The sequence below is a fragment of the Streptomyces sp. Da 82-17 genome (assembly GCF_046098215.1).
In the GTDB taxonomy this organism is placed as follows: Bacteria; Actinomycetota; Actinomycetes; order Streptomycetales; family Streptomycetaceae; genus Streptomyces.
The window spans coordinates 335660-355715 of record NZ_JBJURH010000002.1; the positions used below are offsets into that span (position 1 = coordinate 335660).

The window sequence follows — 20056 nt, forward strand, 5'->3', positions numbered from 1 at the left end:
TTGGGACGGTCCGAACGCCGACCCGAACCCTAACGCTGAAGTTTAGGGTTACCAGTGTGTCTGTTCCCTGGAGTCTTCGAAACAGGACACTAAGTCGACAAGTGGCGCACGTTCAACGAACACGCCGAACCTCCCGTTTTTCTTTTCACCCTATGTGATCAGCCGTTGCGCTGACCAACCAGGGTGCTGGCCAGCGCACTTGGGCGTCAACTCCCTGACACAGCAGGGGCGGTGGGGGCACTCACGTCGTAGTGCCGGGCGTCGGGTTCGGCTTTCAGCAACGCGGCCAGCGAAGCGGACTTCGCGTCGCCGTTCTCCACGCTGCCCCAGTCGACGGTGCGTTGGCCCCGCAACTCGACTGAGATGGAGTCATATGAACGCACTTGAACGGTTCTTGCCGTTTTTGCGACCGAATCGGGCAGGTCTCCGGCCACACGCACGGCGGCCCGCAACAGCCGTTCCGTACCGAAGCGTTTGAGGCTCGGGGACGACGCGGCGTCCAATTCGAGAAGCGGAACGCCCTTCGGCGCGCGGTCAACGGACGCGAACGGCACGCCCTTTGCGTCGACTTCGACGAACTTTCCGCTCTTGGCGATGAGGAGCACCGGCTTGCGTTCGGTCACCTTGAGACCGATTCCGTGCGGCCAGGAACGGACCACGTCGACGGTGTCGATACGGCGCAATTTCTTCCGGAGCCGATCCTCAATCGCCGCTGTGTCGACGGAAATCAGCGGTGCGCCGACGGGAACCTCCGCTGCCGCGCGTACCTCCTGGGAGGTCAACACCTCGGTGCCGGAGGTCTTCACGCGCTCCACGCGCAACCACTGCGAGCCGTACAGCAGCCAGACGACTCCGGCCGTGAGCAGTACGGCGACGACGCCCGCGATCACGAGCGTGCGGGTCGGCGGCAGCCGAAGTCGGCGGCCGCCGCCCGTCGGTCGGGGTGGGCGGGCCGGTGCTTCCCCCTGGTTGCGTTCGCCTCGTTCGGCGGTGGTGGGTCCGGCCACGCTCCCCTGCCTTCTCACGCCCGGTGGCGTGCCGCAATCGCCTCGTAGACCATGCCGACGAGGAGTTCGTCGGCGTCCCGGCGGCCGAACTCGGCGGCGGCGCGGGACATCTCGTACAGCCGGTGAGGGTCGGCGAGGACCGGCAGCACGTTCTGCTGGACCCATTCCGGGGTCAGTTCGGCGTCGTCGACCAGGACACCGCCGCCGGCCTTGACCACCGGCTGGGCGTTGAGCCGCTGTTCGCCGTTGCCGATGGGCAGCGGGACGTACGCGGCCGGGAGTCCGACGGCGGAGAGTTCGGCGACGGTCATCGCGCCCGCGCGGCAGAGCATCATGTCGGCCGCGGCGTACGCGAGATCCATCCGGTCCACGTACGGTACCGGGACGTACGGCGGCATACCCGGCATGTTGTCCACGTGCGGCAGTTCGTTCTTCGGGCCGACCGCGTGCAGGACCTGGATGCCGGAGCGCTGCAGATGCGGAACGACCTGCTGCACGACCTCGTTGAGGCGGCGGGCGCCCTGCGAGCCGCCGGAGACCAGCAGCGTCGGCAGGTTCGGGTCGAGGCCGAACGCGGCGCGGGCCTCGGGCCGCATCTGCGCACGGTCGAGGGTGGCGATGGTGCGGCGCAGCGGAATGCCGATGTACCGGGCGTCCCGCAGCTTGCTGTCCGGGGACGAGACGGCGACCTGGGAGGCGTACCGCGAACCGATCTTGTTGGCGAGGCCGGGCCGGGCGTTGGCCTCGTGCACCACGATCGGCACGCCGAGGCGCTTCGCCGCGAGGTAGCCGGGCAGCGCCACGTACCCGCCGAAGCCGACCACGACGTCAGCCTTCGTGCGCTCCAGGACCTGCTCGGCGGCCTTGATCGTGCCGCGGAGCCGGCCCGGGACCGTGATCAGCTCGGGGGTGGGCTTACGGGGCAGCGGTACGGCGGGGATCAGCGCGAGTTCGTAGCCACGCTCGGGGACCAGTCGGGTCTCCAGGCCCTTCTCCGTGCCCAGGGCCGTGATGCCCACGGTGGGGTCCTGCCTGCGCAGGGCGTCCGCGAGGGCGAGCGCGGGCTCGATGTGGCCGGCGGTCCCCCCACCGGCGAGTACGACATGCACCGAAATTCACCGCTCTCCGGACGGTCGCGACCTGGCGCGCCGTCTCATCGTGTTCCATCTCACCGCAGCCCGCTTCTTGCCCGAGGCGGACGACCGCATGGCAAGCGCTGCTCGTGCCGCGGGATCCTCGCGCGCGAAGGCGATGAGGAGTCCGACGGCGAACATCGTCGGCAGCAGGGCGGATCCTCCGTAGGAGAACAGCGGGAGCGGGACTCCGGCGATCGGCAACAGGCCGAGCACCGCACCGATGTTGACCACGGCCTGGGCCGTGATCCAGGTGGTCACGCCTCCCGCGGCATACCTCACGAAGGGGTCCTCCGTGCGTCCGGCCACGCGGATACCCGCATAGCCTAGAGCCGCGAACAGAGCGAGCACCGACAGCGTCCCTGCCAGACCCAGTTCCTCCCCGGTGATGGCGAAGATGAAGTCGGTGTGCGGTTCTGGGAGTTGACCCCATTTTTCCACACTGGCTCCGAGACCGGAACCGAAGAATCCGCCGGAGGCAAGCGCATAGATCCCGTGCACGGCCTGCCAGCACTGGTCACTGGGCCCCGGATCGGTGGCACCGAGGCATTCCAGGCGGGCCATGCGGTTGGGGCTCGTACGGATCAGGATGAAGCCGAGCACGACGGCGACCGACAGCACGCCCGCGAAGAGCCGCGTGGGGGCGCCCGCGAGCCAGAGCAGACCGAAGAGGATCGCCGTGAGAATGATCGCGGTGCCCATGTCGCCGCCGAGCATGATCAAGCCGAGCAGCATGAACGCGACGGGGACCAGCGGCACCAGCATGTGCTTCCACTGCGTGAGGAGCCGCTTGTCCTGCTTGCGCGCGAGCAGGTCCGCGCCCCACAGCACGAGCGCCAACTTGCCGAACTCGCTCGGCTGGAGCTGGAACGGGCCGCCCAGATAGATCCAGTTCTGGTTGCCGTTCACCGAATGCCCTATCCCGGGCACCTGGACCAGCACCATCAGGAAGACCGACCCGGCCAGCATCGGGTACGCGAACGCCCGGTGCAGCTTGACCGGCATCCGCATCGCGACGAGCAGCAGGATCGACCCGAGCACCGCCGCGACGAACTGCTTGCCGAAGAAGTACGAGGCGGGCAGGTTGAGTTGCAGCGCCTGGATCATGGACGCGCTGTAGACCATCACCAGTCCGAGCACGGTGATCAGCAGGCTGCTGCCGAGGATCACGTAGTACGCGGTGAGCGGGCGGTCCCAGGCTCTGCGGGCGCGGTCGACGAGGCGGCGCAACGGCCGGTCGCCGGGGGGCCGGGGTGAGGCGGAGCCTCGGTTGCTGCTCAGCGGAACGGCCGCGCGCCGTACGTCGCGCGCGGCCCTTGCGTCGGCCGGCATCGTCGCTGTCCCCTCCAGTCGTGCCCGCGCCGCCGGCGTGCGGCGGGCGGGCCGGGCCGGCTCAGGCGCTCTCGGTGTCGTCGCCGTGCTGCCCGGCGAGTGCGTGCACGGCGTCCGCGAACGCCTCGCCACGCTTGTTGTAGTTGACGAACATGTCCATCGAGGCGCAGGCCGGGGCCAACAGGACGGTGTCACCGGGACCGGCGAGCCGTGCCGCCTCCTCGACGGCCGCGGACATCGCCCCAGTGTCGGTCCGGTCGAGGTCCACCACCGGGACTTCCGGGGCGTGTCGTGCCAGGGCTTCGCGGACCAGGTGCCGCTCCTTGCCGATGAGCACGGCGCCGCGCAGCCGCTTCGCGGAGGAGGCGACCAGCTCGTCGAACGAGGCGCCCTTTGCGAGCCCGCCCGCGATCCAGACGATCGACTCGTACGCCGCCAACGAGGCTTGCGCGGCATGGGGGTTGGTGGCCTTGGAGTCGTCCACGTACGCCACTCCCGCGACGTCCGCGACGCGTTGGATGCGGTGGGCGTCGGGGCGGAAGTTGCGCAACCCGTCGCGCACGGCGGCCGGTTCGACGCCGAAGGCGCGGGCCAGTGCCGCGGCCGCGAGGGCGTTGGCGACGTTGTGCGGGGCGGGCGGGTCGACGTCCGCGACCTCGGCCAGCTCCTGGGCGCTCTTCTGCCGGTTCTCGACGAAGGCACGGTCGACCAGGATGCCGTCCACGACGCCGAGTTCGGAGGGCCGCGGGCTGCCGAGGGTGAAGCCGATCGCGCGGCAGCCCTCCTCGACGTCGGCCTCGCGGACCAGGTCCTCGGTCGCCTTGTCGGCCACGTTGTAGACGCAGGCGACCTGGTTGCCCTCGTAGATCCGGCCCTTGTCCGCGGCGTACGCCTCCATGGAGCCGTGCCAGTCCAGGTGGTCCGGGGCCAGGTTGAGGACCGCGGCCGAGTGGGCGCGGACGGAGGGCGACCAGTGCAGCTGGTAGCTGGACAGCTCGACGGCGAGGACGTCGTACTTCTCCTCGCCGAGGACCGCGTCCAGGAGGGAGACGCCGATGTTCCCGACGGCGGCGGTCCTCAGGCCCGCCGCCTCCAGGATCGAGGCGAGCATCCGCACGGTCGTGGTCTTGCCGTTGGTGCCGGTGACCGCGAGCCACGGGGCGGCGTCGGGCCCGCGAAGCCGCCAGGCCAGCTCGACGTCGCCCCACACCTCGACGCCCGCCTCGGCGGCCGCGGCGAACAGCGGCTTGTCGGGCTTCCAGCCGGGGGTCGTGACGACCAGTTCGGTGCCGGGCGGCAGGGTGTCGCCGTCACCGAGCCGGACGGTGATGCCCTGCGCCTCCAGCTCGGCGGCCTGCGTACGGGAACGCTCGTCGGCGCCGTCGTTGACGACGGTGACGATCGCGCCGAGGCCGTGCAGGACCTTGGCCGCCGGGATTCCGGAGACGCCGAGTCCGGCGACGGTGACGTGCTTGCCCTGCCAGTCGGTCACTTGTCCGCTGCCCATCCCGCGTAGAAGATGCCGAGGCCGACGATGACGCACATGCCCTGGATGATCCAGAAGCGGACCACCACAAGGACCTCGGACCACCCCTTGAGTTCGAAGTGGTGCTGCAAGGGTGCCATCCGGAAGACGCGCTTTCCGGTGAGGCGGAACGAGCCGACCTGGATCACCACGGACATCGTGATGAGGACGAACAGACCGCCGAGGAGCGCGAGCAGCAGTTCCGTACGGGAGCAGATCGCGAGGCCGGCGAGCGCGCCGCCGAGGGCGAGCGAGCCGGTGTCACCCATGAAGATCTTGGCGGGCGAGGTGTTCCACCACAGGAAGCCGAAGCAGGCGCCCATCAGCGCGGAGGCCACGATCGCGAGGTCCAGCGGGTCGCGGACCTCGAAACAGGCCGCGGGGTTGGTGAGGGTCTGCGCGTTGGCGCAGGACTCCTGGAACTGCCAGACGCCGATGAACGTGTACGCGCCGAAGACCATCACGGAGGCGCCGGTGGCGAGGCCGTCGAGGCCGTCCGTGAGGTTCACGCCGTTCGACATGGCCAGGATCATGAAGAGCGCCCAGACCACGAAGAGCACCGGCCCGATCGACCAGCCGAAGTCCGTGACGAACGACAGCTTGGTGGAGGCCGGGGTGTTGCCGCGGTTGTCCGCGAACTGCAGCGCGAGCACCGCGAAGGTGACGCCGACGATCAGCTGGCCGGCCATCTTGGCCTTGGCCCGCAGGCCGAGCGAGCGCCGCTTGATGATCTTGATGTAGTCGTCGAGGAAGCCGACGAGGCCCATGCCCGCCATCAGGAAGAGCACGAGCAGCCCGGAGAACGTCGTCGGCGCACCCGTGATCAGCTTGGCGCCGAAGTACGCGAGGATCGTCGCCAGGATGAAGGCGATGCCACCCATGGTCGGCGTACCGCGCTTGCTGGCGTGCTCGCGCGGGCCGTCGTCCCGGATGTACTGGCCGTAGCCCTTCTTGGCCAGAAGCTTGATCAGCAGCGGGGTGCCGATCAGGGTCAGGAAGAGCCCGATCACACCTGCGAAGAGGATCTGCCTCATCGACCGGCGACCTCACCCTCGATGAGCGCGAACGCGACCTTTTCCAGGCCCACCGACCTGGAGGCCTTCACGAGCACGACGTCTCCCGGGCGCAGCTCGCTGCGCAGCAGGTCGACCGCCGCCTGTGCGTCGGACACGTGCACCGACTCCTCACCCCACGAACCCTCGTTGTATGCGCCCAGCTGCAGCCAGGACGCTTCCCTGCCCCCGACCGCGACGAGCTTGCTCACATTGAGCCGGACGGCCAGACGCCCGACCGCGTCGTGCTCGGCCAGCGCCTCGTCCCCCAGCTCGGCCATCTGCCCGAGCACCGCCCACGTGCGGCGCCCCTTGCCCATGGCGACGAGCGCGCGGAGCGCCGCCCGCATGGACTCGGGGTTCGCGTTGTAGGCGTCGTTGACGACTGTCACGCCGTCCGGGCGCTCGGTGACCTCCATCCGCCAGCGGGACAGGTTGCCCGCTTCGGAGAGCGCGACCGCGATCTCCTCGGCTGACATCCCGAGTCGGTGGGCGACGGCGGCCGCGGCAAGCGCGTTCGACACGTGGTGCTCACCGTACAGGCGCAAGGTCACGTCACTGCACCCGGAGGGTGTGTGCAGCGTGAAGGACGGCTGTCCCTGCTCGGTGAGCCGGACATTCTCGGCGCGTACGTCGGCTTCTTCGGACTCGCCGAAGAGCAGCACGTCGGCCTGCGTCCGCGCGGCCATCGCGCGTACGAGCGGGTCGTCGGCGTTGAGGATCGCGGTGCCGCCCTCCGCCCCGGAGGGGAGGGCCTCGACCAACTCGCCCTTGGCCTGGGCGATCTGCTCACGGCCGCCGAACTCGCCGATGTGGGCGGAGCCGACGTTGAGCACGACGCCGATGCTCGGCGGGGTGAGGCCGGTGAGGTACCGGATGTGGCCGATCCCGCGGGCGCCCATTTCGAGGACCAGGTGCCTGGTCTCCTCGGTGGCGGTGAGCGCGGTGATCGGCAGGCCGATCTCGTTGTTGAGGGAGCCGGGCGTCCACACCGTGGGGGCCTTGCGCTGCAGCAGCTGCGCGATCAGGTCCTTGGTGGAGGTCTTCCCGGCGGAGCCGGTGAGGGCGACGAGGGTGGTGCCGAGCCGGGCGACGACGGCGCGCGCGAGGGCGCCGAGCGCCTTCTCGACGTCGTCGACCACGATGGCGGGCACGCCGACGGGCCGGGTGGCGAGCACGGCGGCCGCCCCCGACTCGATGGCGCGCTCCGCGTAGTCGTGGCCGTCGACCTTTTCACCGACGAAGGCGGCGAAGAGGCCGCCGGGCTCGACCTTGCGGGAGTCGATCACCACGGATCCGGTGACCTGACGTTCGCCGTCCGGTATGTCGTACGGCTGCCCGCCGACGATGGAGGCGATCTCGGCGAGGGAGAGGGCGATCACTGCTTCATCCCTGGGTGTTCTGAGTGGCGTTGCGGCGGCTGTGCTCGATGGCGGCGCGCAGCACGTCACGGTCGTCGAAGGGGCGTACCACTCCGTTGATGTCCTGGCCCTGCTCGTGGCCCTTGCCGGCGACGAGGACGGTGTCCCCGGGGCGGGCGCGGTGCACGGCCGAGGCGATGGCGGCGGCCCGGTCCTCGAAGACCTGGACGTCGCCGCGCTCGTGGACCGGCACCTCGGCGGCGCCGGCGAGCATGGTGGCGAGGATCGAGAGGGGGTCCTCGGAGCGGGGGTTGTCCGAGGTGAGGACGGCGGTGTCGGCGAGCCGGGCGGCCGCCGCGCCCATCGGCATGCGCTTGGTCTGGTCGCGGTCGCCGCCGCAGCCGAGGACGATGTGCAGCTTGCCCTCGGTGACCTTGCGCAGGGCGCGGAGCACGGACTCGACGGCGTCGGTCTTGTGCGCGTAGTCCACGACGGCGAGATAGGGCTGGCCGGCGTCGACGCGCTCCAGGCGGCCCGGGACGCCGGGGACGGCGGCGACGCCGTCGGCGGCCTTCTGCGGGTCGATGCCGGAGGCGGCGAGGGCGACGATCGCGGCGAGCGTGTTGGCCACGTTGAACGGGCCGGCCAGCGGCGACTTCGCCTCGATCCGCTCGCCCTTGGGGCCGACGACCGTGAACGTCGAGTCCATCGGGCCGACTTCGACGTCCTCGGCACGCCACTCGGCGTCCGGGTGGCCCTCGGCGGAGAACGTGATCACCGGGACGGTGGCCTCGGTGACGAGCCTGCGGCCGTACTCGTCGTCGAAGTTGACGACGCCGAGCCGGGAGCGCTTCGGCGTGAAGAGCTGCGCCTTGGCCTGGAAGTAGTCCTCCATGTCGGAGTGGAACTCCATGTGCTCCGGGCTCAGGTTGTTGAAGACGGCGACGTCGAAGACGCAGCCGTCGACCCGGCCGAGCACGAGCGCGTGGCTGGAGACCTCCATGGCGACCGAGTCGACGCCGCGCTCCCGCATCACCGCGAACAGCGCCTGCAGATCGGTGGCTTCGGGGGTGGTGCGCTCCGACTTGATGCGCTCGTCGCCGACGCGCATCTCGACGGTGCCGATCAGCCCGGTGTTGTGCCCGGCGGCCTTGAGCCCGCCCTCGACGAGGTACGCGGTGGTGGTCTTGCCCGACGTGCCGGTGATGCCGATCTGCAGCAGGTCGCCGCCCGGCCGCCCGTAGATGGTGGCGGCCAGCTCGCCCATGCGGCCGCGCGGGTCGCCGACGATCAGCAGCGGCAGCCCGGTCGACGCGGCGCGGTCCATCCCGGCCAGGTCGGTGAGGATCGCGGCGGCGCCGAGGTCGGCGGCCTGCGCGGCGAAGTCGGCGCCGTGGACTCGGGCGCCGGGGAGGGCGGCGTAGACGTCACCGGGGCGCACGGCACGGGAGTCGTGCGTGATGCCCGTGATCTCCGCGGCCGTCCCGGGGACATCGACACCCAGCTGCTCGGCGAGGTCCGCGAGGGTGCTCGCGGAGACTCGCTCCGGCCGCGGCGGTCCCGGATAGGTCACGGGAACGTCCTTCTGGGTGGTTTGGGACTGATCAGCGTGTGGCACGGCGGTGAGCGTACCCGGCGCACCCTGCGGGGCGCGAAATGGGCTGTCCTCGTGCGCGGGGCGGGGGTTCTGGTTCCCGGAGTCCGGGGTGATGGTTGTCACGGGCTTACCTGTTCACTGGTGCGGATCAGTCTTTCGGATCGAACGTGACCGGTCAGTCCTTCGGGTCGAACGTGACCGGGAGGCCGGGCGCCTTGGCGCCGGAGGGCGGCACCTGGAGGGTCTTGAGCGCGAACTCCATGACCTTCTTGTAGATCGGCGCACAGATCTGGCCACCGAAGTAGTTGCCCTTGGTGGGGTTCTGGACCGCGCAGTAGACCGCGATCCGCGGCTTGTCGGCGGGCGCGAATCCGGCGAACGACGACGTGTACCCCTTGTACCGGCCGGTCTCCGGGTCGACGCGGTTGGCCGTGCCCGTCTTGCCCGCCACGCGGTATCCGTCGATCTGCGCCTTGGTGCCGGTGCCCTCGTCGTCGTCCACGACGGACTGCAGCATCTCGGACAGCGTGCGGGCGGTCTTCTCGCTCACGACCCGCTTCTTCTTCGGCTCGGGCGACGGCGTGAATCGGCCATCGGGGCCCTTCGATCCGCGGATCAGCGTGGGCTCGACGCGCACGCCTCCGTTGGCCACCGTCGAGTACACCGAGGTGGCCTGGACGGCGTTGAGCGAGAAGCCCTGGCCGAAGGGGACCGTGTACTGCTGCGAGGTCGACCAGTCCTCCGGCTTGGCCAGGATGCCCGCGGTCTCCCCGGGGAATCCGAGCCCGGTCGGCCGTCCGATGCCGAACTTGCGGAGGTACGAGTAGAGGACCTTGTTGGCCTCCGGCTGGGTCCTGCCGAGCTGTTGCGTGGCGAGGATCGTGCCGATGTTGCTGGACTTGGCGAGCACGCCGCTGAGCGTCAGGTACCAGGTCGGGTGGTCCACGTCGTCCTTGAACAGCCGGTCGCCGCGGTGCAGTCGGTTGGGCACGGTGACGTGGGTGCCGGGCGTGGCCGCCTTCTCCTCCAGCACCGCGGCCATCGAGACCAGCTTGGTGGTGGAGCCCGGCTCGTACGCGTCGTGCAGGGCGGCGTTGCCGAGAGCCTTCGGGTCGGCCTCGGCGAGGTTGGCCGGGTCGAAGCCGGGCGCGTTGGCCAGGGCGAGCAGTTCACCGGTCTTCGTGTCCTGGACGACGACGTAGCCGCGGTCGGCCTTGGACTTCTCGACCTGCTCGGCGATGGTCTTCTGGGCGAGGTACTGGATGTCGCGGTCGATGGTCAGCTCGACGTCGGAGCCGGGCGTCGCCGGGTTCTCCTGCCCGCCGGCGGTGGGCACGCGCCGCCCGCCGGACTGCGCGTACGTGATCTTGCCGTCCTTGCCCGCGAGTTCGTCGTTCAGCTGGGCCTCGATGCCGCCGCCGCCCTTGCCCTCGGCGTTGACCCAGCCCAGCATGCCGGCGGCGAGGTCGCCGTTCGGGTAGAGGCGCTTGCTGCTCGGCTCCTGGAAGACACCGGCGAGGACACTGCCCTTGCCGGCCTTGTCCGCCTTCTCCTGGAAGGCGTTCTTGAGGTCCTTGATCTGCTTCCACACCTCGGGCGTCTGGCGGCGGGCGAGCAGGGCGTAGCGGCTGTCGGGCTTCTTCAGCTTGGCGGCGAGGTCGGCGGCGTCCGCGCCGACGATCGGCGCGAGCAGCGTGGCCGCCTGCTCGGGCGCGTCCGGCACCTTCGTCGCCTCGGGCGTGAACATCGACGGGTCGGCCGTGATGTCGTACGCGTCCACGCTGATCGCGAGTTCGGCGCCGTTGCGGTCGGTGATGCCGCCGCGCTCGGCGGTCAGGGTGTGGCTGAAATAGCGGTTCTTCTCGGCCTTGGCCGCGTACGCGCTCGCGTCGACGGCCTGCACCTGCAGCAGCCGTACGACGAACGCGATCATCACGAGCGCCAGGCCCACGCTGATCAGCCGGAGGCGGGGCCGCGGGCTGCCGAGGCGGATGGTGCCGGGCCGGGCCTGGGCGGGCCGCGGCCGGCGCGCTGCCGGGCGGGCGCCGGGTGCGGGGCGGCGTGGCGTGCTGCCGGGGCGGCCGGGCCTGGCCGGTCCGGGGACCCGACGTCGTGGGGGCTGCCTGTCGGTCACGGCGTCACCTCGCGGTGGTCGAGGGGGTGGGCGCCGGGCTCGGGTCCTGCGGCGTTCCGGAAGCCGGGGCGGAACGCGCACCGGGAGCGCCGGACGCCCCGGAGGGCTTGGCCGAGGCGGGGTCGCCGGGCTTGCCCGAGGCCGGCGCGGAGGGCGAACCGGAGGGCGAACTCGACGGCGCGGGCGAGGAGTTGGCGGGCCGCGACGGCTTGGGCGCGGGGAGGGGTTCGGCGGTGGCCGGGTCCGTGGTGCCGCGGATCTTCCCGTTCGGGTCGAGGAAGGCGGGGTTGCCGCCGGGGACCATGCCGAGCTCGCGGGCGCGCCGCTCCAGGGTGCCGGGCGCGGAGTAGCCGTCGACCTCGCGCTGCAGTTCCTGCTGCCGGTCGGTGAGCTCGGTGGTCTCCTTCTTCAGCTTGCTGAGCCGGAACGACCCCTGGTTGAGCGAGGAGTTGAGCAGCAGCAGCACGATCAGGCCACCGCCGAGCAGCACGACGACGAGGAGCACGAAGGGCGTACGGGCCGCGGAGGCGGGCCCGGCGGGCAGCAGCCGCGCGAGGCGCGCGGCCCTCCCCCTGACCGGCGGTTTCCTGCTCATGCGAAGCCCTCCCCGCTGCCCGGCCTCACGCGATGTCCTCCCGGATGCGCTGCGCCCCGCGCAGTCGCGCGGGCGCTGCCCTGCGGTTCTCGGCCACCTCTTCCTCCGTGGGAAGTTCGGCGCCGCGCGTGAGGAGTTTCAGCCGCGGCTGGTAGCGCTCGGGCACGACCGGCAGCCCGGGCGGCGCCGTGTTGGCCGCGCCGGCCGCGAACACCTGCTTGACGAGCCGGTCCTCGAGCGAGTGGTACGAGAGGACCGCGATCCGGCCACCGAGCGCGAGCGCCTTCACGGCCGCGGGGATCGCCCTTTCCAGTACGGAGAGTTCGCCGTTGACCTCGATCCGCAGCGCCTGGAACGTGCGCTTCGCTGGGTTGCCGCCGGTGCGCTTGGCGGCCTGCGGCAGCGCGTCCCGGATGAGCTCGACGAGCCGCGCGCTGTTGCTGAACGGCTCCTTCTCGCGCTCGCGCACGATCGCCGAGACGATCCGCTTGGCCTGCTTCTCCTCGCCGTACGACCGCAGGATGCGGACGAGTTCGCCGGCCGGGTAGGTGTTGAGGACCTCGGCGGCGCTCATGCCGGTCGTCTGGTCCATGCGCATGTCGAGCGGGGCGTCCTGCGCGTACGCGAACCCCCGGTCCGCCTCGTCCAGTTGCATGGAGGAGACGCCGAGGTCGAAGAGGATCCCCTGCACGCTCGGGATGCCCAGGCGGTCGAGGACCTCGGGGAGTTCGTCGTAGACGGCGTGCACCAGGGTGGCCCGGTCGCCGTACGGGGCGAGCCGCTCGCCGGAGAGGCGCAGCGCCTCCTTGTCCCGGTCGAGCGCGACGAGCCGGGCCTCGGGGAAGGCGCGCAGCAGGGCCTCGCTGTGCCCGCCGAGGCCGAGCGTGCAGTCGACGACCACGGCTCCGGGCTGGGTCAGCGCCGGGGCCAACAGGTCCAGGCATCGCTGGAGCATCACCGGGACGTGTCGGCTCTCGCTCAAAACACCCTCTCAAGTAGAGCGACGGCCGCACGCACTGCCGGGTCCCCGCCCGCTCGAAGGGGAACGGCCCGCCTGGCGCCGGGGAAGGGGCGTCAGCCGACCGGGAGCGGGAGGAGGCCGAGCCGTACGTGCGCGCCGCGCACGCGGGGAAATTCGGAAGGAATCTCCGGGAAACCAGTCAAGGAGGGAGGGTTTTCCCCTCCCGCTTCGCGTCACTTTAGTCCACGCTGTACCGCGGTCAATCTCCGGCCACGCGCGCGCTGTGCGCGTCGTACGACAGCCTTGCGGGCGCCTTTTCACCCGTACGGGCGCGGCCCGGGGAGGCTCTGTGGGTTAGCTCACAACAAGCCCCGTCGACGTTCTTTGTCCTCTCTCACAGCGGGCCGTCGTGACCTGTGCGGACTAACGTCGTACGCATGTCGACTGCCTCAGTTCCCGCGGACCCCGCCGGCCGGATATCGGACACTCCTGCCGGAGGCACGGTCACCGACCGCCTCGTCGAGGCGAACCAGCAGTACGCCGCCGCTTTCACCGACCCCGGCATGGACGCCCGGCCGGTGCTCAAGGTGGCCGTCGTCGCGTGCATGGACGCCCGTCTCGACCTGCACGACGCCCTCGGGCTCGAGCTGGGCGACTGCCACACCATCCGCAACGCGGGCGGTGTGGTGACCGACGACGTGATCCGCTCGCTGACCATCAGCCAGCGCGCGCTCGGCACCCGCAGCGTGGTCCTGATCCACCACACCGGCTGCGGTCTGCTCAACCTGACCGAGGACTTCCGGCACGAGCTGGAGGACGAGGTGGGTCAGCGTCCGCCGTGGGCCGTGGAGGCCTTCCGGGACGTGGACCAGGACGTCCGCCAGTCCATGCAGCGGGTGCGCACCTCGCCGTTCCTGCTGCACCGCGAGGACGTGCGCGGCTTCGTCTTCGACGTGCAGACGGGTCTGCTGCGGGAGATCGACCCGGCGTGACGGGCCGGTCCCGTCCGGCCTGTGGACGGCGTCGTTCCGCCGCCTCGGCCGTGGCTTCGCCGGGCGCTGTTTCGAGCCCGGCGGAGCGATGCCTTCCGGGCGAAATCGGCCTCCCTCAACTCTCAAAAGGCCCCAAGCCCCGACATATCGCCGCCAGTTATCCACAGCCGAGTGACACGACCCGGTAACGGCAACAAGAATGCGGGTGTGGCATCCCGCGGACACCTTCGCGAACGGTGCCGGTTATCGGGGAGGGCCGGGTCGCACAGGGACTTCGGCCTGGAGAACGGGCCGAGGAGGGCCGGGTGACGACCTATGAAGATCGAGCGAGCCTCACTGATCTGACCACCACCGCGGAGCGTGTGCGCAGGGCGGTGGAGGGTGTGATCGAGGGCAAGCCGGAGGTCGTACGGCTCTCGCTGACCGTGCTCCTCGCCGAGGGGCACCTGCTGATCGAGGACGTCCCGGGCGTGGGCAAGACCATGCTCGCGAAGACCCTCGCGCGGTCCATCGACTGCTCGGTGCGCCGCATCCAGTTCACACCCGACCTGCTGCCGTCGGACATCACCGGAGTGTCGATCTTCGACCAGCAGGAGCGGGACTTCGAGTTCAAGCCCGGCGCGATCTTCGCCCAGATCGTCATCGGCGACGAGATCAACCGCGCCTCCCCCAAGACCCAGTCCGCGCTCCTGGAGTCCATGGAGGAGCGCCAGGTCACCGTCGACGGGAAGAGTTACGAGCTGCCGGACCCGTTCATGGTCGTGGCCACGCAGAACCCGGTCGAGATGGAGGGCACGTATCCCCTCCCGGAGGCCCAGCGCGACCGCTTCATGGCCCGCGTCTCCATCGGGTACCCGAGCCCGGAGGCCGAGCTGCAGATGCTCGACGTGCACGGCGCGGTCTCGCCCCTCGACGACCTCCAGCCGGTGGCGCACGCCCACGACATCGTGAAGCTGATCGAGGCGGTCCGCACGGTCCACGTCGCCGAGCCGGTCCGGCGGTACGCGGTGGACCTCGTCGCCGCGACGCGCACGCACGCCGACCTCCGCCTCGGCGCATCCCCGCGCGCCACCCTGCACCTGCTGCGCGCCGCCAAGGCCGCCGCCGCCCTGAACGGCCGGGAGTACGCGCTGCCGGACGACGTCCAGTCGCTCGCCGTCCCCGTCCTCGCGCACCGCCTGCTGCCCACCGCCCAGGCCCAGTTGAACCGTCGCACGGCCGAGCAGGTCGTCCTGGAGATCCTGCAGCGCACGCCGGTGCCCGCCGCCCCCGCGCCGTCCTCCGGATACCCGGGCGGCCTGCCGGGCTCCGCCGCGTACGGCCAGCAGCCGCCCGGCTCGCGGAGGCTGTGATGGCGGCAGGGGGGCCGCCGCCGCAGGCCGGGCGCGCGGACGTGGACGAGGACCGGGGCACGCTGCGCACCGCGTTCGCGGGCCTGACCACCCGCGGCCGTTCCTTCCTCGCCGCGGGCCTCGCAGCCGCCGCCTGTGCGTACGTCCTGGGGCAGAGCGACCTGCTGCGCGTCGGGCTGCTGCTCGCCGTGCTGCCGCTGATCTGCACGGTGGTGCTGTACCGCACGCGGTACCGCGTGGCGGGCTCGCGCCGCCTCTCCCCCGCGCGCGTGCCCGCGGGTTCGGAGTCCCGGGTGCACCTGCGGATGGACAACGTGTCGCGGCTGCCCACCGGACTGCTGATGCTCCAGGACCGGGTGCCCTATGTGCTCGGCCCGCGCCCCCGGTTCGTGCTCGACCGGGTCGAGGCGGGCGGCCGCCGCGAGGTGTCCTACCGCGTCCGCTCCGACCTGCGCGGCCGCTATCCCCTCGGCCCGCTCCAGCTGCGCCTGTCGGACCCCTTCGGCATGTGCGAGCTGACCCGCTCCTTCAGTACGTACGACACGCTGACCGTGATCCCGCGCGTGACACCGCTGCCCCCGGTCCGGCTCTCCGGCGAGGCGGCCGGGTACGGCGACGGCAGACAGCGCGCGCTCGCCCTGGCGGGTGAGGACGACGTGATCCCGCGCGGGTACCGGTACGGCGACGACCTGCGCCGCGTCCACTGGCGCTCCACCGCGCGGTACGGCGAGCTGATGGTCCGCCGCGAGGAGCAGCCGCAGCGCGCCCGTTGCACGGTCCTGCTCGACACCCGCCGGGTCGCGCACGAGGGCGCGGGGCCCGACTCGGCCTTCGAGTGGGCGGTCTCCGGCGCGGCCTCCGCCGTGGTGCACATGCTCGAACGGGGCTACGGCGTCCGCCTGTTGACCGACTCCGGGATGTCCGTGCCGGGCGAGGGCTCCGACGGGTTCGCGGGCGCCGGTCAGGAGTCGGCCGACGCGGCGGGGCTGATGATGGACACCCTCGCGGTGGTCGACCACTCCGACGGCACCGACCTGTCGCGGGCGTACGACGTGCTCCGCGGCGGCAACGAGGGCCTGCTCGTCGCGTTCCTCGGCGACCTCGACGAGGCGCAGGCCGCGGTGGTCGCGCGGATGCGGCAGCGAAGCGCGGCGGCCGTCGCCTTCGTGCTGGACAGCGGGGCCTGGACGCACGGCGCCCCCGCCGAGCTCTTCGACGAACGGCAGCGGCAGTTGCGGGAGGCGGGCTGGACCGTGATCGCCGTGCCGCCCGGCGCGGACCTCGCCCTGCTGTGGCGGGAGGCGGACCGGCACCGCGCGGCCACCGCATCGGCGACGAGCACCGCCTCAGCTGCCGACCCCGCTTCGCCCGCGGGCACGGCGACGGGAGGCCGGTCATGAGCGGACACATCCGCCTCGCCCTGTGCGCCACGGCGGCCACGCTGCTCGCGTCCTGCGCGCTGCTGCCCCTGGTCGACTCGGTCTCATGGCTCCTCCAGGCCGCGCTGCTCCTCGCCCTGCAGTCCGGCGCGGGCGCGCTCGCCCGCCGGGTGCCGCTGGCCCGCCCGCTGACCGTCCTGGCGCAGGCCGTGGTGACGTTGCTGCTGCTCACGGTGGTCTTCGCGAGCGGCCAGGCACTCGCCGGGTTCCTGCCCGGCCCGGACGCCTTCGCCCGCTTCGCCGCGCTGCTCGAGGCGGGCGCGCAGGACGTGGGGCAGTACGCGATCCCGGCGCCGCTCAGCGACGGCATCCGGCTGATGCTGGTCGGCGGGGTGCTGGTGATCGGCCTCGCGGTGGACGCGCTCGCGGTGACGTTCCGCAGTGCCGCCCCGGCGGGGCTTCCGCTGCTCGCGCTGTACTCGGTGGCGGCGGGGCTCTCGGACGGCGGTGCGGGCTGGGTGTGGTTCGTGCTCGCCGCGGCGGGCTATCTGCTACTGCTCCTGGCCGAGGGGCGCGACCGGCTCTCCCGGTGGGGCCGGGTGTTCAGCGGCGGCGCCCGCAGACCGGGCGGCCTGTCGTCGGGCCTGGCGCCGGGCGGCACGGGCGCGGTGGCCCCGGTCCGTACGGGCCGGCGCATCGGCGTGGTCGCGCTCGGCATCGCCCTGGCGGTTCCGGCGGCGCTGCCCTCCCTCGACGGCGGGCTGCTGGACCCGACGGGCGGCGGTGGCGGCGCCGGTTCCGGCGGCGGCACGATCTCGGCGGTGAACCCGCTGGTCTCGCTGCAGAACAGCCTGAACCAACCGAACGACCGCGAGGTCATCTCGTACCGCACGAACTCCGAGCAGACGCAGGACATGTATCTGCGGATCGTGGCCCTGGACCAGTTCGACGGGACGGCCTGGAAGCCGGCCGAGCGCGCCATCACGGACGTGCCGGGCCGCCTCCCGGTGCCCGGCGGCCTGAGCCCCGAGGTGCGGACGACAGAGGTGCAGACGAACATCTCGGCGGCGGACTGGTACAAGCAGAACTGGCTGCCCATGCCCTTCCCCGCCACCCAGGTCAGCATCGACGGCCGCTGGCGGTACGAGCCGGTGGGCCGCACCCTCGTCGGCGACCGCGGCCAGCACACGGGCGGCAGGCAGTACGAGGTGAAGAGCCTTGAACTGCGCCCCACCGCGAAGCAACTGGCCGAGGCCCCGGCGCCGAACGCGACGCTGGCGCGCGAGTTCACCTCCGTACCGGACTCGCTGCCCGCGGACGTGTACGCGACGGCGCGGCGGGTGACGCGCGGCTCGGCGAACGACTACGAGCGGGCGGTGAAGCTGCAGGACTGGTTCACGTCGGAGGGCGGCTTCACGTACGACACGGAAGTGCAGGCGGGGAGCGGGGCGGCGGCGATCAGCCGCTTCCTGAAGCAGAAGGAAGGCTTCTGCGTGCACTTCGCGTTCTCGATGGCCGCGATGTCCCGCACGCTCGGCATCCCGGCCCGCGTCGCGGTGGGCTTCACGCCGGGCGCTCCGCAGTCGGACGGCACGATGTCGGTGGGCCTGCGCGACGCACACGCCTGGCCCGAGCTGTACTTCGAGGGGGTCGGCTGGACGCGCTTCGAGCCGACGCCGACGCGTGGCTCGACTCCGGAGTACACGCGGCAGGACGTGCCCGCCCCGTCGGCCAGTGACAGCGCGGCGCCCGAGCCGTCGGCGTCGGCGGTCCCGTCGGACGAGCCGTCCCCGTCGGCCACGGAGAGCTGCCCCCGGGACCGGCAGCGGCTCGGCGAGTGCGGCGCGGCCCAGGCGCAGGGCGGTACGCGCGGCGGTGCGGACGGCCCGTCGATCCGCACGGTCGTCGTGGTGGCCGTCGGCGTGCTGCTGGTCGTGGGCCTGCCGCTGCTGCCGTTGCTGTGGCGCACGCGGGCGCGGGCACGGCGGCTCGGGGGCGGAGCGGCCGGGGCCGGAGCGGGTGCCGGGGCCGGGGCGTCGGGGCGTTCGGCGGCCGATGTCTCGGCGCGGACCTTGGCGGTCTGGCGTGAGGTCATCGACCTGGCCTGGGACTACGGCATCCTGCCGGACGATTCGCTGACCCCGCGCAAGGCGGCGGAGCGCATCGTCCGGGTGGGCCACCTGACGGAGGAGCCCGCGCAGGCGGCGCACCGGCTGGCGGCGGCGGTGGAGCAGGTGCTGTACGCGCCGCACCCGCGCCCGGCAGCGGGGCTGGCCGAGGATGTGCGGTTGCTGCGGGCGGGACTCCGTACCGGGTTGAGCCGCGCCAGCCGCATGCGGGCGGTGCTCGCGCCGCGCTCGGCCGTCCGTGTGGCCTGGGCGTTCTCGGCCCGTCGGCGCGCGCTCACCCGGCGGCTGCTGCTGAACGCCCGGGGCGAGAGCCGACTCGACCGCTGGTCCGCGACACTGCACCGCCCGGGCCGCCCGGGCCGCCCGGGCCGCCAGCAGAGCTAGCCGCTCGCCGGGGGCACTGGAACTCCGGAGGGGCTGCCCGCTCGCCGGGGGTGGCGCCGGGGCCTCCGGCAGGGCAGGCCGTTCGGCCGGGGGGGCCGGGGCTCCGGCAGAGTTGGCCGCCTGCCGGGGGGTGCCGGATCTCCGGCAGGGCTGGCCGCTAGCCGGGAACGCTGGGCCTTCGGCAGGGCAGGCGGCGCGCCGGAGCGTGGGCCGGCCGCGGACCGGACGCGAAACCTCCGGCTGGTCTGCCGCTCGCCGGGGGTGCCGGGCCTCCGGCAGAATTGGCCGCCCGCCGGGGGCCGGGCCTCCTGCGGGGCTGACCGCTCGCCTGGGCGGCGCCAGGGCCTCCGGCAGGGCTGGCCGCTCGCCGGGAACGCCGGGGACTTCGGCAGGGCAGGCCGCGCGCCGGAGCGTAGGCCGGCCGCGGACCGGACGCGAAGCCTCCGGCTGGTCTGCCGCTCGCCGGGGGTGCCGGGCCTCCGGCAGAGTTGGCCGCCCGCCGGGGGCCGGACCTCCTGCGGGGCTGGCCGCTCACCCGGGTGGCGCCACAGCCTCCGGCAAAGTTGGACGCCGCCGAGGGCCGGATCTCCGGCAGGACAGGCCGCTCGCCGGGGGAGCCGGATCTTCGGCGCGGCTGCCCGCTCGCCGGGTGGCGCCGAGGCTTGGCAGGGCAAGCGGCTCGCCGCAGCATGGCCCGGCCTCGGACCGGACGCCACGCCTCCGGCTGGGCTGCCGCTAGTCAGAGCGTGGGCACACGGCGGACCGAGCAGCTCGGCAGGGCTGGACCGCAGAACCGATCACCCGGCAGGGCTGGACCGCCGACCCGATCACCCGGCAACTGGACCGCCGACCCGGGCGCCCGGCTGGGCTGCCGCTCGCCGGAGCGTGGGCCGACGGCGGAGAGGTCCACCAGCCGGCCTGTCCGCGAACCAGCTCGCCCAGCAGGGGCTGACCGCGGACCGGGTAGCTCGGCACGGCTGACCGCAGAACCGATCGCCCGGCTCGCCTGACCGCGAACCGGCTCGCCCAGCACAGGCTGACCACGAACCCGCTCACCCAGCACAGGCCGACCACAAACCCACTCACCCAGCACAGGCCGACCACGAACCGCTCGCCCCAGCAG

Annotated in this window: 14 protein-coding genes; 4 read left to right on the forward strand and 10 right to left on the reverse strand. The window is 72.2% G+C overall.

Annotated features, from left to right (window positions below; all coding sequences use genetic code 11):
- Positions 1 to 206: 206 nt before the first annotated feature.
- The 10 genes from ACIDOF_RS04475 to rsmH all read right to left on the reverse strand — a co-directional run bounded on the left by ACIDOF_RS04475 (position 207) and on the right by rsmH (position 12718).
- Positions 207 to 1007, reverse strand: coding sequence for a cell division protein FtsQ/DivIB (locus tag ACIDOF_RS04475; protein WP_409004307.1), 801 nt, complete (start codon positions 1005 to 1007; stop codon positions 207 to 209).
- Between the two features lie 14 nt (positions 1008 to 1021).
- Entirely contained in the window at positions 1022 to 2116 is a 1095-nt protein-coding gene (gene murG, locus ACIDOF_RS04480) for an undecaprenyldiphospho-muramoylpentapeptide beta-N-acetylglucosaminyltransferase (RefSeq protein ID WP_409004308.1), read from the reverse strand.
- A 6-nt stretch (positions 2117 to 2122) separates the two neighbouring features.
- Positions 2123 to 3472 (reverse strand): putative lipid II flippase FtsW, encoded by a 1350-nt coding sequence (gene ftsW, locus ACIDOF_RS04485; protein WP_409004309.1) that lies wholly within the window; start codon positions 3470 to 3472, stop codon positions 2123 to 2125.
- Between the two features lie 61 nt (positions 3473 to 3533).
- Positions 3534 to 4979 carry a UDP-N-acetylmuramoyl-L-alanine--D-glutamate ligase gene (gene murD, locus ACIDOF_RS04490; RefSeq protein ID WP_409004310.1) on the reverse strand — a complete coding sequence of 482 codons (1446 nt, stop codon included), beginning with the start codon at positions 4977 to 4979 and terminating at the stop codon, positions 3534 to 3536.
- Positions 4961 to 6031, reverse strand: a complete 1071-nt coding sequence (gene mraY / locus ACIDOF_RS04495; protein ID WP_409004311.1) for a phospho-N-acetylmuramoyl-pentapeptide-transferase — start codon at positions 6029 to 6031, stop codon at positions 4961 to 4963. Before mraY ends, murD begins: the two co-directional genes overlap by 19 nt.
- Complete coding sequence (murF, locus tag ACIDOF_RS04500) at positions 6028 to 7431, reverse strand: UDP-N-acetylmuramoyl-tripeptide--D-alanyl-D-alanine ligase (protein WP_409004312.1); 1404 nt, start codon at positions 7429 to 7431, stop codon at positions 6028 to 6030. Before murF ends, mraY begins: the two co-directional genes overlap by 4 nt.
- Positions 7432 to 7435: 4 nt before the next feature.
- Positions 7436 to 9130 (reverse strand): UDP-N-acetylmuramoyl-L-alanyl-D-glutamate--2,6-diaminopimelate ligase, encoded by a 1695-nt coding sequence (locus ACIDOF_RS04505; protein ID WP_409004313.1) that lies wholly within the window; start codon positions 9128 to 9130, stop codon positions 7436 to 7438.
- 52 nt (positions 9131 to 9182) lie between these two features.
- Positions 9183 to 11141: a peptidoglycan D,D-transpeptidase FtsI family protein gene (locus ACIDOF_RS04510; protein WP_409004314.1), complete on the reverse strand. Its 1959-nt coding sequence runs from the start codon at positions 11139 to 11141 to the stop codon at positions 9183 to 9185.
- Between the two features lie 4 nt (positions 11142 to 11145).
- The gene (locus ACIDOF_RS04515; RefSeq protein WP_409004316.1) at positions 11146 to 11736 is read right to left on the reverse strand and encodes a hypothetical protein; all 591 of its coding nucleotides are present in this window, start codon (positions 11734 to 11736) and stop codon (positions 11146 to 11148) included.
- A gap of 25 nt (positions 11737 to 11761) precedes the next feature.
- Positions 11762 to 12718 (reverse strand): 16S rRNA (cytosine(1402)-N(4))-methyltransferase RsmH, encoded by a 957-nt coding sequence (gene rsmH, locus ACIDOF_RS04520; protein ID WP_409004317.1) that lies wholly within the window; start codon positions 12716 to 12718, stop codon positions 11762 to 11764.
- A gap of 416 nt (positions 12719 to 13134) precedes the next feature.
- Between rsmH and ACIDOF_RS04525 the strand changes: the two genes are divergently transcribed.
- From ACIDOF_RS04525 to ACIDOF_RS04540, 4 genes are all read left to right on the forward strand, one after another.
- Entirely contained in the window at positions 13135 to 13689 is a 555-nt protein-coding gene (locus ACIDOF_RS04525; protein WP_409004318.1) for a beta-class carbonic anhydrase, read from the forward strand.
- A gap of 305 nt (positions 13690 to 13994) precedes the next feature.
- Positions 13995 to 15041 (forward strand): AAA family ATPase, encoded by a 1047-nt coding sequence (locus ACIDOF_RS04530; protein ID WP_409004319.1) that lies wholly within the window; start codon positions 13995 to 13997, stop codon positions 15039 to 15041.
- Positions 15041 to 16441 (forward strand): DUF58 domain-containing protein, encoded by a 1401-nt coding sequence (locus tag ACIDOF_RS04535; protein WP_409004320.1) that lies wholly within the window; start codon positions 15041 to 15043, stop codon positions 16439 to 16441. Before ACIDOF_RS04530 ends, ACIDOF_RS04535 begins: the two co-directional genes overlap by 1 nt.
- Positions 16438 to 18933: a transglutaminaseTgpA domain-containing protein gene (locus tag ACIDOF_RS04540; RefSeq protein ID WP_409004321.1), complete on the forward strand. Its 2496-nt coding sequence runs from the start codon at positions 16438 to 16440 to the stop codon at positions 18931 to 18933. The genes ACIDOF_RS04535 and ACIDOF_RS04540 overlap by 4 nt, the downstream gene beginning before the upstream one ends.
- The last annotated feature ends 1123 nt before the right edge of the window (positions 18934 to 20056 follow it).

What these genes read in the sequence shown, in the direction of transcription:
- ACIDOF_RS04515 (WP_409004316.1), bottom strand. Translation starts at nt 11,736, where the DNA reads ATGAGCAGGAAACCGCCGGTCAGGGGGAGGGCCGCGCGCCTCGCGCGG.
- mraY (WP_409004311.1), bottom strand. Translation starts at nt 6,031, where the DNA reads ATGAGGCAGATCCTCTTCGCAGGTGTGATCGGGCTCTTCCTGACCCTG.
- ftsW (WP_409004309.1), bottom strand. Translation starts at nt 3,472, where the DNA reads ATGCCGGCCGACGCAAGGGCCGCGCGCGACGTACGGCGCGCGGCCGTT.
- ACIDOF_RS04535 (WP_409004320.1), top strand. Translation starts at nt 15,041, where the DNA reads ATGGCGGCAGGGGGGCCGCCGCCGCAGGCCGGGCGCGCGGACGTGGAC.
- ACIDOF_RS04525 (WP_409004318.1), top strand. Translation starts at nt 13,135, where the DNA reads ATGTCGACTGCCTCAGTTCCCGCGGACCCCGCCGGCCGGATATCGGAC.
- ACIDOF_RS04540 (WP_409004321.1), top strand. Translation starts at nt 16,438, where the DNA reads ATGAGCGGACACATCCGCCTCGCCCTGTGCGCCACGGCGGCCACGCTG.
- murD (WP_409004310.1), bottom strand. Translation starts at nt 4,979, where the DNA reads ATGGGCAGCGGACAAGTGACCGACTGGCAGGGCAAGCACGTCACCGTC.